Origin of the sequence: Lysinibacillus sp. FJAT-14222, assembly GCF_001278875.1 — a bacterium.
GTDB lineage: Bacteria > Bacillota > Bacilli > Bacillales_A > Planococcaceae > Lysinibacillus > Lysinibacillus agricola.
This window is the reverse complement of the sequence record NZ_LIYL01000059.1, coordinates 1-14,097: the sequence shown is the minus strand read 5'-3', so window position 1 is coordinate 14,097 and position 14,097 is coordinate 1. Positions and strand designations below refer to the sequence as shown.

At 37.1% G+C, this 14,097-nt stretch carries 12 protein-coding genes; 3 read left to right on the top strand and 9 right to left on the bottom strand.

The features are described 5' to 3' along the window. Position 1: 1 nt before the first annotated feature. The 5 genes from AN161_RS23725 to AN161_RS23710 form a co-directional block, all read right to left on the bottom strand. A complete protein-coding gene (locus tag AN161_RS23725) occupies positions 2-1,456 on the bottom strand; it encodes a HAMP domain-containing sensor histidine kinase (protein WP_053596785.1) in 1,455 nt (484 codons plus the stop codon). Continuing rightward, complete coding sequence (locus tag AN161_RS23720) at positions 1,453-2,151, bottom strand: response regulator transcription factor (RefSeq protein ID WP_053596784.1); 699 nt, start codon at positions 2,149-2,151, stop codon at positions 1,453-1,455. The genes AN161_RS23725 and AN161_RS23720 overlap by 4 nt, the downstream gene beginning before the upstream one ends. 249 nt (positions 2,152-2,400) lie before the next feature. Further along, the gene (locus AN161_RS29960) at positions 2,401-2,562 is read right to left on the bottom strand and encodes a hypothetical protein (protein WP_158003094.1); all 162 of its coding nucleotides are present in this window, start codon (positions 2,560-2,562) and stop codon (positions 2,401-2,403) included. A 1,062-nt stretch (positions 2,563-3,624) separates the two neighbouring features. Then, the gene (locus tag AN161_RS23715; RefSeq protein WP_053596783.1) at positions 3,625-4,641 is read right to left on the bottom strand and encodes an inorganic phosphate transporter; all 1,017 of its coding nucleotides are present in this window, start codon (positions 4,639-4,641) and stop codon (positions 3,625-3,627) included. Positions 4,642-4,656: 15 nt separating this feature from the next. Beyond that, positions 4,657-5,277 (bottom strand): DUF47 family protein, encoded by a 621-nt coding sequence (locus AN161_RS23710; protein ID WP_053596782.1) that lies wholly within the window; start codon positions 5,275-5,277, stop codon positions 4,657-4,659. A gap of 395 nt (positions 5,278-5,672) precedes the next feature. On the opposite strand from AN161_RS23710, the gene AN161_RS23705 reads away from it, so the two are divergent. Both AN161_RS23705 and nhaC read left to right on the top strand, forming a co-directional pair. Beyond that, positions 5,673-6,440, top strand: a complete 768-nt coding sequence (locus AN161_RS23705) for a TSUP family transporter (protein WP_053596781.1) — start codon at positions 5,673-5,675, stop codon at positions 6,438-6,440. Between the two features lie 145 nt (positions 6,441-6,585). Continuing rightward, positions 6,586-7,968 carry a Na+/H+ antiporter NhaC gene (gene nhaC / locus AN161_RS23700; protein ID WP_053596780.1) on the top strand — a complete coding sequence of 461 codons (1,383 nt, stop codon included), beginning with the start codon at positions 6,586-6,588 and terminating at the stop codon, positions 7,966-7,968. A gap of 469 nt (positions 7,969-8,437) precedes the next feature. Here the strand turns inward: nhaC and AN161_RS23695 are convergent, their stop codons facing one another. After that, complete coding sequence (locus tag AN161_RS23695; protein WP_053596779.1) at positions 8,438-9,847, bottom strand: lysozyme inhibitor LprI family protein; 1,410 nt, start codon at positions 9,845-9,847, stop codon at positions 8,438-8,440. Between the two features lie 316 nt (positions 9,848-10,163). Here AN161_RS23695 and AN161_RS23690 point away from each other — a divergent pair, with 316 nt between their 5' ends. Beyond that, entirely contained in the window at positions 10,164-10,979 is an 816-nt protein-coding gene (locus AN161_RS23690) for a copper amine oxidase N-terminal domain-containing protein (RefSeq protein WP_053596778.1), read from the top strand. 556 nt (positions 10,980-11,535) lie between these two features. Here AN161_RS23690 and AN161_RS23685 read toward each other — a convergent pair. From AN161_RS23685 to ytaF, 3 genes are all read right to left on the bottom strand, one after another. After that, positions 11,536-12,471, bottom strand: coding sequence for an LCP family protein (locus AN161_RS23685; RefSeq protein WP_053596777.1), 936 nt, complete (start codon positions 12,469-12,471; stop codon positions 11,536-11,538). Positions 12,472-12,498: 27 nt separating this feature from the next. Beyond that, entirely contained in the window at positions 12,499-13,146 is a 648-nt protein-coding gene (locus AN161_RS23680) for a helix-turn-helix domain-containing protein (RefSeq protein WP_053596776.1), read from the bottom strand. A gap of 101 nt (positions 13,147-13,247) precedes the next feature. Further along, complete coding sequence (ytaF, locus tag AN161_RS23675) at positions 13,248-13,868, bottom strand: sporulation membrane protein YtaF (protein WP_198926941.1); 621 nt, start codon at positions 13,866-13,868, stop codon at positions 13,248-13,250. Positions 13,869-14,097: the final 229 nt, after the last annotated feature.

The window sequence follows — 14,097 nt, the reverse complement described above, 5'->3', positions numbered from 1 at the left end:
ATCAAATCTCTCCTTCATATGGTGGCAACCAGCAAAGTACAGCTGTTCCATAACCTTCTTTCGATACTAGCTCTACCGTCCCACCGTGTTTTTCTATTATTTGTTTTGCTATATTTAATCCTAGTCCAGTGCCCCGCTCCCCAGCCTTTGTGCGTGCTGTATCTGCTTGGTACAATGGCTCAAATAGCTTCTCAATACCTTCTTTATTTACACCTTGGCCGCAATTTTGCACAATGAGATACATACCTTCTTGCATTGTCAGTGCAGGCTTTACAAAATCAAAGCACCATATTGGACTCTTCCCGGCATTCACGGCTGCTAAACCTATCGCTGTATCTACTGCTCCATAGCGCCAAGCATTACTCATTAAATTGTCGATCACCCGTTGGAGCTGCTTCGGATGCACTGCGTACATACCCTCTATGTCACAAGTAACTTCAAGCATAAATCCTTGATCCTTACATAGTTGCTCATAATCAGACAGTGCCATTTCAAAATACTCTGCCCCATCTACTGCAACAAGTTCTAAATGATAGCTTGTCGATTGCAGTAAAGTGTACATCAATAAATCCTCTAACATATGCTTCATCGTTTCAGACTTTGTTAAAATAATTTGTCGGTACTCGTCTTGCTGTTCTTCTGATAATGTCTTGCTTTGTAAAGACTCAGCATATGCTTGAATAGCTGTAAGAGGTGTTTTCAAATCATGGGAAATACTTGCAATCATTAACTCCTTTTGCTGTTGTTCAGCTTTTAAGTGAGTACGAGCGATTTCAATTTCGTCCTGCATGGCAAGAAAGGTTTGAGCAAGTTCCCCAATTTCATCTTTTCTTGCCACTAAATTTGATTCCACATGCTCCCCCTTTGCAAAAGCACGCATTTGCCGCATCAGTTCATGTAACGGTCTATTTAATCTACGGTTAAGTAGCATCATAACTGCAAAATAAATAAGGAGAAATAATAATATAGAGCTTGCTATTACAAGCCAAGAACGACTTTCTACGCCTTTTACCCAATCCGTCCTCACTAATTGAATCTCATAAACCCCAAGCAATTCTCCATCTTGATAAACAGGTTCTTTATAAGTAAAGGCATTGTAATTTTGCTTTAGCTCATATAAACCTTTAAAAATACTATCTTTAGAATCAATCCCCGACACCGATTTCAATGGATTTGAGGAATACAAAAACAAGCCTGATTTCGAATAAAGTGTAATTGCAAGATGATCATTCGTTAGTGCTTCAATATCTTTGATATCCGCATTTTTTGTATAATACATAGGATTTTCGAGAACAGACTTTACCTGATTGAGCTCTGTTAATTTTTCGAAATACTCAGCAACTCCGTTTTTATCTTGATAATAGGCATTAATCCACACATAAAGGCTATAAGCACCTGCTATCGGTAAAATCATCACGATGAAAAAAGTGATGAGTAACCATGTTTTAATTTTCATATCGGCTCACCAATAAAGCGGTAGCCTTTGCCCCAAACCGTCTGTATATAATATGGCGTTTTGACTGGGTCTTTTAGCTTTTCTCGTAGCGCCTTTATATGTACCGTGACTGTATGTGTGTCATCTACGCTCGCCTGTTGCCAAATATGCTGATATAGCTCTTCTTTTGAAAAGGTTTGGCTTGGATTTTTCGCAAGTAGTTTTAATAGAGCAAATTCCTTTTGTGTTAAGGCAAGCTTTTTATCATCAAGCCGCACTGTTTCCTTTTGCCAATCAATTTCTAAGCCATGTGTAAAGGATGATATATCTTCTGTTATTTCATTTTTGTTATAACGTTTCCAGCGACGTAAGTGTGAGGCTACACGTGCCTTTAACTCCTCTAAGCTAAAGGGTTTCGCTATATAATCATCAGCGCCCTGCAAGCCCTCAACCTTATCTGCCTCTTCTTTACGCGCACTCATCATTAAAATAGGTACATCACTTTCCCAACGAATATTTTGGCAAACAGTAAGACCATCCATCTCAGGTAACATCCAATCGACTAACACTAAATCAAACGAATCCGCTTGAAAATCAGTTAGACCTTCAAGTCCAGTTGTTGCCCAAGTAATTTGGTAACCCTCTTGTTCAAGCGTATCCTTCACAATACGTCCAATCGCCGTATCATCCTCAATCAGTAATAGCTTTTCTCTCATCTGTTTTCCTCCTGTACTAACCTTACTATGTAAAAAGTCTTTTTTTCCGAACTTTACACTTTCTTTATAATTACCATAGATCTGGCTATCCGTCGTTCTCCTCGGGCTTTCCGTCACCTTCATTTCTTTCCGCCGTTGAGGATGAGCTTTCCTTCGCTTTGCCTTTTCAATCCGTCGTTCTCCTCGGGCTTTCCGTCACCTTCATTTCTTTCCGTCGTTGAGGATGAGCTTTCCTTCGCTTTGCCTTTTCTATCCATCGTTCTGCTCGGCCTTTCCGTCACCTTCATTTCTTTCCGTCGTTGAGGATGAGCTTTTCATCGCTTTGCCATTTCTATCCGTCGTTCTCCTCGGACTATCCGTCACCTTCATTTCTTTCCGTCGTTGAGGATGAGCTTTTCGTCGCTTTGCCATTTCTATCCGTCGTTCTGCTCGGACTATCCGTCACCTTCATTTCTTTCCGTCGTTGAGGATGAGCTTTCCTTCGCTTTGCCTTTTCTATCCGTCGTTCTCCTCGGGCTTTCCGTCACCTTCATTTCTTTCCGCCGTTGAGGATGAGCTTTCCTTCGCTTTGCCTTTTCTATCCGTCGTTCTCCTCGGGCTTTCCGTCACCTTCATTTCTTTCCGTCGTTGAGGATGAGCTTTCCTTCGCTTTGCCTTTTCTATCCGTCGTTCTCCTCGGGCTTTCCGTCACCTTCATTTCTTTCCGTCGTTGAGGATGAGCTTTCCTTCGCTTTGCCTTTTCTATCCGTCGTTCTCCTCGGGCTTTCCGTCACCTTCATTTCTTTCCGTCGTTGAGGATGAGCTTTCCTTCGCTTTGCCTTTTCTATCCGTCGTTCTCCTCGGGCTTTCCGTCACCTTCATTTCTTTCCGTCGTTGAGGATGAGCTTTCCTTCGCTTTGCCTTTTCTATCCGTCGTTCTCCTCGGGCTTTCCGTCACCTTCATTTCTTTCCGTCGTTGAGGATGAGCTTTCCTTCGCTTTGCCTTTTCTATCCGTCGTTCTCCTCGGGCTTTCCGTCACCTTCATTTCTTTCCGTCGTTGAGGATGAGCTTTCCTTCGCTTTGCCTTTTCTATCCGTCGTTCTCCTCGGGCTTTCCGTCACCTTCATTTCTTTCCGTCGTTGAGGATGAGCTTTCCTTCGCTTTGCCTTTTCTATCCGTCGTTCTCCTCGGGCTTTCCGTCACCTTCATTTCTTTCCGTCGTTGAGGATGAGCTTTCCTTCGCTTTGCCTTTTCTATCCGTCGTTCTCCTCGGGCTTTCCGTCACCTTCATTTCTTTCCGTCGTTGAGGATGAGCTTTCCTTCGCTTCTCCTTTTCTATCCGTCGTTCTCCTCGGGCTTTCCGTCACCTTCATTTCTTTCCGTCGTTGAGGATGAGCTTTCCTTCGCTTTGCCTTTTCTATCCGTCACTTCCGCCCTTCTCTCCGACAAATAAAAAAAGGAATGCACGTAAGTTGTGCATTCCTTCCATTATGTTAGAAAAATAAACTTAATATAAAGTAAATAGCTGCAGCCATGACTGCGGAAATTGGCATGGTGATCACCCATGTCGTCACAATTTTACGTGCCATGCCCCACTTAACACCTTTTACACGATGTGCTGTACCTACACCCATGATGGATGAAGAAATAACGTGTGTAGTGGATACTGGTAAATGAATTAATGTCGCTCCGAAGATGATAGATGCAGAAGCAATGTCTGCTGCAACACCATTGACTGGACGAATTTTCATAATCTTACCACCAACTGTTTTGATGATTTTATAACCACCTACTGATGTACCAAGCCCCATCGCACATGCTGCTGCAAAACGTACCCATAAAGGAATATCATCTGTGTGATGCAATCCTCCTGCAATTAAAGCAAGCGTAATAATCCCCATCGCCTTTTGCGCATCGTTTGTACCGTGTGTAAATGATTGTAAAGCGGCAGTACCAATTTGCATTGTTCGGAAGCCTTTATTCGTTCGATATAAATTTGTATCCTTAAATAAAACTTTCATTAAAGTCATCATTAAGAAACCAGCCGCAAACGCAAGTAATGGTGAGAAGATAAGTGCTTGAATGATTTTTATAAAGCCGCTGTAGTTCAATACATTAAAGCCTGCCGCTGCAATGGCAGCACCTGCCACAGAACCAATCAATGTATGCGATGAACTAGACGGGATTCCAAAGTACCACGTTACTAAATTCCATGTTATCGCTGATAATAGTGCCGCTAAAATAACGACAGAACCTGTAATATCTCCATCAAAAGCATTCAAGCTGAATGGGTCAACAATATCTTTAGTTAATGCTTTCGCTACCCCAACGAATGTAATCGCTCCGATGAAGTTCATAACCGCAGCCATATATACTGCTGTACGCGGCTTCAATGCTCTTGTTGATACAGAAGTTGCTATCGCGTTGGCTGTATCATGGAAGCCGTTAATAAAATCGAATACAAGTGCGAACATAACGACTAATATTGTTATCAGTAATATCGTATCCATTTCGTACACTCCATCTTACGCGTTACGCATAATTATAGTTTCAATTGTATTTGCTACTGTTTGACAGCTGTCTGCAATATCTTCAAATTGTTCGTAAATATCCTTGAACACGATGATACGCATTGGGTCTTTTTCTTGAATAAATAATTGCTTCATAGAAGAACGGAAAATTTCATCACATTCACGCTCATAGTCCTTGATTTGAATAGCATGTTTACGCATTTCAACGAGCTTTCTGCTATTTAATAGTTCCATTGCTTGGACCATTTCATCTGTACTTTTCGCAATATATGTTAAGAATTGACGCATCGGATCTGTAACTTCTGTTAAATTATACATGTCAAAATGAGCAATACAGCCTTCCATGCCGTCAATGACATCATCTAATTTATTGGCAAGCGATAAAATATCCTCACGCTCGATAGGCGTCATAAATGATTTATTCAGCATGACGATAAGCTCGTGAATCAATTTATCTCCACTTGTTTCATATTGCTTCATTGTGTCTGCGATCTCTTTCAGCGCATCTATATTTTCAATACGTGCATTATGTGCATAGTAAATACCTTCTTTGACATTTTTAGAAATGTTTAACAATGCCTTAAAAAATGGATCTTGCTTATTTGAGTTGAACATCATGTTCCTCCTGTTGAATAAATATTGTCGATTTCTGCAATCATCATAACAAAACTTTTACACAATTCTACAGATTTTTAAACATAAACGAGTTGAATTTACAAAAATGTAATATTAAATTTGCCACATTTATTTTTAGGTGCTTTTCTAAGTTGAAAACGTTGGAAACTCGTTAATAAAAATCACCGTTTTTTCTTCAAATATTACCGTTTTTTCTTTTATTTTTATAAAAACACTTAAAAAAACTTTTTTCTCTTCTGTTTTTTCATTGTTATTAATGTTAAGGAATTGTAAACGATTTTTACTTCAAAAGAGAGACTTCATTGTTATTTATTTCAATTCGCAGTACTGTTATAAGAAATATACCGCTAAAGAAGGATGTGAGCATCATACATATGGACATCGATTTACTATCACTTGCAATACTTTTAATGCTTGGTTTTATCGCATCCTTTTTGAATGCAATTGTCGGTGGCGGAGGATTGATTTCCTTACCTGCACTCATGGCTGTTGGTTTACCTCCTAGTACTGCTATCGCCACAAACAAACTTGCGAATACAATTAGCAATGGGACAAGCATGTTGACATTTTTACGAGCAGGCAAGGTTGATGTTAAAAAGAATAAAAAAATAATACCTTTTATTTTTATTGGCTCGTTTATTGGAGCATACACCGTACATCTTGTATCACCAGCTATTTTAAAGCCTCTTATGCTTGTTATGCTCGTCCTAGTTACCACTTATACGGTTTTCAAAAAAGATTGGGGTCAGCAGCCTGAAGAGCGGACATTAAGTACTGCAAAAAAAATAGCCTTTATTGGCGCGTTTGCAGCAATTGGCTTTTACGATGGTTTCTTTGGACCTGGTACTGGTTCTTTTTTTATTTTCATTTTATTAATGCTAGGAAATGATTTCTTACAAGCTGCAGGCAATGCAAAAGCATTTAATTTCACATCGAACTTAGCGGCGCTTAGTATGTTTTTACTATTAGGAGAGGTCAATTTTTTATACGGACTACCTATGGGCTTCGTCATGATTTTCGGTGCGATATTGGGTTCAAAATTCGCGCTAAAACGTGGGACAAAAATGATGCGTATTATTTTTATCATCATGACTTGTACGTTAATTATCAAAAATGCATGGGATTATATCAGTATCCATTAAGGCCATTTTTTAGAAATTGGCAAGAAAAGCACTACCAATTTCATTTACAAATTTTTTCAGCCAATTGACAAAATTTATTAGCGTGCTATAATTCTTTTAGGCTTCACCGCGTTGAAGCGGAGAAGCGACTATTAGGAGGATTAGCATGTTTCGAATTGCAGCAAAGAGTAACCCTCGATTTATTGAGGCAAGCTTCATCATACTTTTAATTATTGCCATGATGGCATTCAGTATTGGGTATTTAAAAGCAACACCCCATATACCTATTTTCCTTATCATTTCACTTTTAATTGCCTATGGATTACTAAAAAAAGTTCCTTTCCGAGAGCTTGAAGCTGGGATGGTTGCAGGTGCAAGTGCTGGTCTTGGAGCAGTTTTTATTTTCTTCTTTATTGGTATTTTAATTTCGAGCTGGATTATGGGAGGCACAATTCCAACGCTTATCTACTACGGCTTTTTAACGGTTTCACCAAGCTTTTTCTTTGCAATCGTATTTTTAATTTGTAGTATCGTCGGCATTTCAGTTGGTAGCTCTTTAACAACGGTTGCGACAGTGGGCGTTGCTTTCATGGGAATCGCTGGTGCAATGGACATCTCTTTAGCTATAACGGCTGGTGCGATTGTTTCTGGAGCTTTCTTTGGGGATAAAATGTCTCCGCTATCGGATACAACAAATCTTGCCTCTGGTACGGTTGGTGTAGATCTTTTCGAGCATATTAAAAATATGGGTTGGACAACGATTCCAGCTTTCGGGATCTCATTCGTGCTTTATGCTATATTATCGCCAACAGGAGCAGATACATCATTTGATACAGTGGAGCAATATAAAGAGGGACTACTGTCTACTGGACTTATTCATTGGTATACATTATTACCAATTGTCGTTCTAGTTATTATGACTATTTATAAAGCGCCTGCACTGATCACACTTGCAGTCGTTTCAATTCTTGGTGTTGGACTTGCCTATATACAAGAACCTATTGCATTGTCAAATGTATTTAAAATCCTTTTTGAAGGCTATGTCTCTGATACTGGTAATAAGGACGTAGACGCATTACTGACACGTGGTGGTATGAGCAGTATGCTAGCTACAATTGCCTTAGTCTTACTAGCATTAACCATGGGCGGTCTTTTGTTTACGCTCGGCATTATTCAAAGTATTTTAGCGAAGGTAGAGAGCTTCTTTAAAAGCGCTGGCTCTGTTATTACTGGAGCTGCCATTACAGGGATTGGTGTCAACACATTAATCGGTGAGCAGTACTTATCAATCTTACTAACTGGTGAAGCATTTAAAGCACAGTTTGCGAAGGTTGGACTTGCCCCGAAAAATCTATCCCGTGTTATGGAGGACGCAGGTACTGTAGTCAATCCTCTTGTTCCGTGGAGTGTTTGTGGTATGTTCATTGCTAGTGTACTAGATATCCCAACAACAACTTACCTGCCATTTACCTTCTTCTGTCTACTCGGACCAATTTTGACGATTATCTTTGGTTGGAGCGGAAAAACGTTAACAAAGCTTGAAAAATAACATTTGTAGCTGATGAATTCGTCAGCTACCTTTTTTTATATCCCACCATATTTATGCCTATCAATTATGCCTCAGCATAATTGCGTCCCTGTCGCTATACTTTCTGTACAAAAGACATTTGTAGCTGACGCTTCGCTTTCGCTACCAAAGACATATGTAGCTGACGCTTCGCTTTCGCTACCAAAAACATTTGCTAATAGAAGTTAAATAATAACCAATTAATAGATACAAACAATCCTGAAACGATGAAGACGCTTAAAAATCTCATCAATAAATTAACATCACACGATGAAAAATAAAAGACTAACTAAAATGTTATTAATCAACATTTTAGTTAGTCTTTTATAAACCACACTTTATGATAAGGTTCTCAGGAATGGACTAACGCTTCGATATAGATGAACGTCGAGCAATATGGACAGTATGAGGCATGTAAAGCATAGATTTTAAAACGCTCTTTTTCACTTGTTTATTTCATATAATTTTTTACTAGCTCATAACATCTTTCTTTCGTATATTGAGCTTCAATTTTATACTTTGTAATTTCTTTCATTTCATCGTCAGCATACTTTGAAGCCGCATTTTTGGCAGAACTCTCTTTGTCTTTAATCCACTCTATTTGTACTCCTTTTAAACTCTCCATGTCACCACTAGAAAGTTGCTGTTTTAACAGAGCATAAATTTCATTTAAGATATTATCCCATCTTTTATATGTTTCTTCTTCTGCTTTTAAAATTTCTGTATTATCTTTATTAGTATACAAATGTTCAAGATCTGCTAAACCAGCATCAATCGAATCTAGCTTCTGTATGTACTCATCTTTTTGACTTCCATTTATAACTTTTTCTTGTTCTTCTTCAATAGTAGTTTGATTTACTTGTGTTGTATCTTCTGGAAATTGAAAGTAAGCATATCGGGCATCTGTAGTAATGATATTTGATTGAACCTCTTGACCTTTTGAGTTTTTGGCAACAGCATAAATCTTTATACTATCGTCAGCTGGAAGAGGATACATTTCCCCTATTTCTGAAACAGTAAATTTAGTGGATTTCCCATTCACATAAACGATTGCGTTTTCTATTTCAGAATCTAATTCTAGAGATGTCATATCCCAATCAATATCAATTTCCAGCTTATTTGATCCATTGCCTCGGATTGCCAGTTCACCGCTATTCTTCAAGCTAGCCCACTGACCATCATACGTATAATTCCAGGCATAAACACCAGGCAAATACTGCCCCAATAATTGTGTGCCTTCGTTATCCGTTTTAACTTTATGATTATTAATGATAATTTCCATATCCTTAAATGGCGCTTCAGTGTAGACTTCTATTGGAACCAATTTGAATTCTACCTTTTTAAATAGCCCAAACAAGACTTTCTTTTGTAGAACCGTTATCAAATCTGTACCATGACTATCACTAATGGGATCTGCAAATTCACCATTTTCTAAAGAATTTACTTCCTCTATTAAATTATCACGAATTGCGCTCCACCCATTTTCCTTTACATACAAAGAAAAACTTTCAGCATCATAAATCGATTTTTTAGGAATTTGGAATTCCTCTAAAAACGCTTGATAATCTTCTTGTTTCAATGCGGAATCCATCGCTTCAATCTGCTTCATCGGATCTAACATTTTCGTAATAGCAATATTTGCGATCACAACTAACCCGATCATTACTGCAATACCTACGATTGTAAACTTACTCTTCTTCGACATAGGCTTCTTTTTTACATTTTGTTTAGAATGCTGAGGTCCTACGGAATTATTCGATTCAAATTTTGTTTCCATTACCGAATTAATAGGTTTACCACAGTTCTCACAGAACTTAGTTTCCTCTGCATTTTGATGACCACAGTGAATACAAAAAACCATTTTTACTCCTCCTTCCATATACATCAGCATATTATACATTAATATAATAAAACTTAAATAATAATTTTAATAATTGTGTTTTTTGAAAGCACCTAAATCTTTACTCCTAATAAGTATATTATAAAACTAGTAAAAATCTATTAAAAAAATGGGTGATTTTCCATCACCTTTGTTTTATACTAGTATAATATTGTTTGTTAAAGGAGAAATATGTAAATGCCGAAAACTTTGAAGTTACAAAATTAGATCAGAAAAAGAATTAACTAGAATAAAATAAAATTATTCAATCAGTAAGTCATTAGAAGGAGAGAATACTATGAATAAGATTTTTAAATATTTTATTATTGCTATGACATGCATCGTTACATTTAGTTTACAAGCACATAATGCTTCTGCCTACTTTGGCATCAATGTATACGTAGCAAACGGACAAACACAAAGCTATCACAGTGATGCAATTATTCAAAATGGCGTAACGCTAGTACCACTGCGAGGCGTATTTGAAACATTGGGTGCAACAGTAAGCTGGAATGCGAAAGATAAAACGATTACAGCGAAAAATAGCACGAAAACGGTTTGGCTAATGGTCGGTTCAAAAAAAGCAAAAATTAACGGCAACGCATTAGCTGTGTCAGAAGCACCGATTATAAAATCAGGGACAACATTAGTGCCATTACGCTTTATTAGTGAAGCATTAGGGGCGACAGTTTCTTGGAATCAAGATTCACATGATGTATCAATTTATGCAAAAGGATCTTCGCAAGTAGAGCGCTCACATTGGTTAGGCTATTACACTAATCCAGGCTATACAGGAACAGGTGTAATAACATCACTTCGTATTGATAAAGTGACACCGACAAAAATTACATTTACATCTGTTAATGGCTATCGCTATGACCCTACAAATGGAACATTAGCAGGCGGCCAAATGCCATGGCATCATGACTATACAACTCGTGACGCACAGCTAATTTCTGAGGATGTGGCATCATATGAGTTAAATGGCTGCTCATTTGATTTAGTTAAATATTATGATGAAATCCATGTTGAAAATATGTACGGCTCTTGCGGTCATTTAGGCCTTGGCGAATATGAAGGCGAATATACGGAATATCGGAAGTTTGAAAATTAAAAATAAAGCACTTATAAAAAGCCAACGGAGGTATCCTAACATTAAATTTAGGAATACCTCCTTTTATTATGTTTTTATACCAATCAATAAGATTCTTCTTTTTAAGTGTTTATCATTTAAACAAATTCTCTCTTGTATCTTAATTTAAATCTACAAACGTAGGCGCACAATAACTTACCCTTCTATATAAAGTTACATAGTTAATTTCAAGCTAACCTTCTTAACAAAGAAATGAAATAAGCCATCAAAAACATTAATAATGAATGTTCTTGATGACTTATGTGAAAAAACCGCATTTATTTATGGTACGGTTCATCGAAACTAATGCTAAATTGACGTCTTTCCTTTTTATGATCAAAAACATGACTTTGTTTCAAAATTTGAAGAGAACCTTAGTGGATATGCTTGCACAAAAAAATGAAAGGATTTTGGTAGCAAAAGTAATTTATCTTATCAGTTAATATGAAAATAAGAGTATATTTTGAAATAATTGTTCAAAACATACTCTTATTTTATTGTATATTAACCTGTCTTCTTAGATGAAACTTAATCTGTTTTAGTCATTTTTTTCATTGTCCTTCGATGATAAAAACTCCTCTAATGCCTGTTTGTTCTTATCTAAGTCAATATCTAAAACATCTCCTACATTCGTACGTTTATCTTCATAAGAATTTGCAATAGGAATTCGTAAAGTGTCCATACTAGATTTTCCATTTACAATCCCTTTTCCAATGGTAAGGATTGTTTTATTATCAACATTTGTATCAAAGTATGAATCTGCAACACCAAGTAATTTTGGCAAATTCATTAAGCTTGAAACACCGATTTGTTCTTTCACCTTCGTTAAAACCTCTTGTTGGCGTTCCACTCGTCCAAAATCACTTAAACGATCGTGGCGGAATCGTACATAGCCTAATAAGCCGTCACCATGTAAAGTTTGTTTTCCAGGATGTAAGGTCATACCAATTCCATAGGACATTTCATAAGGAATATCAACCTCAATTCCATCAGGTGCTAAAAGGTCAATAATTTTAGGGAATCCTTTAAAATCCGCAACAGCGTAGTAATTAACATCAATATCAAAATTTTGCTTAATTGTTTTCCTTACAAGTTCAGGACCTCCAAAAGCAAAAGCAGCATTTATTTTATTCATTCCGTGCTCTGGGATGTCGACATACGTATCCCTCATAATAGAAATAAGTTTTACATCATTCGTCGTTTGATCATAGTGTGCAATCATTAACGAATCCGATCTACCATCCTCGTCCCTAGCGTCACTTCCCAGTAATAGCACATTAATCTGACCAAATTGCACATCTGCACCTTCAAATGGGTCATAGGTCTTTCCGTCATCTTTATAAGGACCATCATCTGCCATAGCCAATCCACTTTTGTATTGATAAACCGAATAAATAAGCCCTGCTACGATTACTAATGCGAATGTTAAGAACAAATTCCTTAGCCATTTACGGCTCTTTTTGCTTTTTCTCATCAATATCCACCTATCATTAACGCTAAATTATTTTTTTAGTAATGCCTTTGTAGTAAGTTGTACAGCTATTGCATCGTCTAAATAACCAATCGGAAATAAATAATCTGGTATAACATCTACAGGGATTATAAAATATAATAATGTACTTCCAATTATGGTTAGTTCAAAAATTGTGCCCTTCCCCAATGTAAATTTCTCATATAACTCTTTTAATTTGCTTATAAAGGGACCTATGCTTCCTACATTCTGAATTTTTTCATCAAAATCCTTAAGAATTGTATTTTTACCCTCTTCTGTTTGCGCATATAGTCCATAGCTTTCTAGTTTCTGTTCAACATCTGCCACGGAAAATTGTTCATCATCGTAAACATTTGAAGACTTAAGAAGAGCTTGTATTGCGTCAACAGACGTATGAATATCTGAATCTGACTCTTCTTGTTTTTGTTCAACTGGGTATCCTTCAGCTTCAAAAAGATGGATTAAAGGAACTCCAAGGCAATCTGCAAATTTCTCCAAATGTTGTGGTGTCGCTTTTCTCTTACCATTTATTATGCGTGAGATCGTAGCTGTGTCGATTCCAGTGAGTTCACTAAACTTCCGCATAGATAATGAACGTTCTTTCAATAACTCCCTCAGCAATAAACCAAGAGTATTACTGTTTCTCTGTTCAGCCATTTTCGATTCTCCCTTCTTACAGGACTTAACGCCGTTGTCTAATATGAAATTATCATTCTCAAGAAGTGTATAATTACGTTGACATTTTGTCAACACTTTAGTTAAAAGAATGCTGCAAAAGCGACTATTAACAAAATTACTCCACTAATAATTGTTCCAAATTGCCCTAAAGTGAATGAACCGATTCGAATATCTGCTACTTTACTTCCTAACTTAACCCCTAACCAAACAGTAATAAAACTCCCGATTGCAGCAGTTATTGAGATGACAAGTGGCGAAAGACCGAGTAAACCTGCACCTACCCCATTCGTAAGTGCATTCGCTGATAAGGCTATGCCAAGAAGTACAGCTTCTCCCCATCCAATTTCTCCATACTTCTTGAATTGAGCTTCCTCAGGATTTTTTAAAATATCTTGAACATTATTGGACTGCATTTCATTGTTACAATCCTCTATTGAAGTCTCTTGTTTCCGTGGTTTAGCCAGAAGAATAATCCGAATTCCGATGATAAATAATAATAACGCTCCAATAATCACAGGAAGCATACCTGGAAGAATTTTAGAGAGCCAAACGCCAAATGAAATGCCTCCCATACTCATTAGAAAACAAATAATCGAGATTAAAATATTTTTATCAAATCTAACGTTTATCTTCCGAATCCCGTAAGAAAGTCCGACACCCAAATTATCAATACTGGATGAAAAAGTAAAAGCCACAATCATTAACCAATTCACTCAACCACTTCCCTTATTTTTTCTATATCATATTATTCGTGTTGACAAATGGTGCTTATTTATCCGAAAAACGTTGACAAAAAAACAACAAGACCTTAGTAACACAATACAAAGTACTAAATAATCTATCTAAAACTTTGAAAAATGTTGGCTTATCACCATAATAAGAGAGCGATATTTTTATTCGAAGAAAAATGAATTTGTTTAGCTAGGACGG

Bases quoted from the DNA above. Each gene is read 5' to 3' on its own strand.
- AN161_RS23725 (WP_053596785.1), bottom strand. From the start codon at position 1,456: ATGAAAATTAAAACATGGTTACTCATCACTTTTTTCATCGTGATGATT.
- AN161_RS23720 (WP_053596784.1), bottom strand. From the start codon at position 2,151: ATGAGAGAAAAGCTATTACTGATTGAGGATGATACGGCGATTGGACGT.
- AN161_RS29960 (WP_158003094.1), bottom strand. From the start codon at position 2,562: ATGGCAAAGCGACGAAAAGCTCATCCTCAACGACGGAAAGAAATGAAG.
- AN161_RS23715 (WP_053596783.1), bottom strand. From the start codon at position 4,641: ATGGATACGATATTACTGATAACAATATTAGTCGTTATGTTCGCACTT.
- AN161_RS23710 (WP_053596782.1), bottom strand. From the start codon at position 5,277: ATGTTCAACTCAAATAAGCAAGATCCATTTTTTAAGGCATTGTTAAAC.
- AN161_RS23705 (WP_053596781.1), top strand. From the start codon at position 5,673: ATGGACATCGATTTACTATCACTTGCAATACTTTTAATGCTTGGTTTT.
- nhaC (WP_053596780.1), top strand. From the start codon at position 6,586: ATGTTTCGAATTGCAGCAAAGAGTAACCCTCGATTTATTGAGGCAAGC.
- AN161_RS23695 (WP_053596779.1), bottom strand. From the start codon at position 9,847: ATGGTTTTTTGTATTCACTGTGGTCATCAAAATGCAGAGGAAACTAAG.
- AN161_RS23690 (WP_053596778.1), top strand. From the start codon at position 10,164: ATGAATAAGATTTTTAAATATTTTATTATTGCTATGACATGCATCGTT.
- AN161_RS23685 (WP_053596777.1), bottom strand. From the start codon at position 12,471: ATGAGAAAAAGCAAAAAGAGCCGTAAATGGCTAAGGAATTTGTTCTTA.
- AN161_RS23680 (WP_053596776.1), bottom strand. From the start codon at position 13,146: ATGGCTGAACAGAGAAACAGTAATACTCTTGGTTTATTGCTGAGGGAG.
- ytaF (WP_198926941.1), bottom strand. From the start codon at position 13,868: ATGATTGTGGCTTTTACTTTTTCATCCAGTATTGATAATTTGGGTGTC.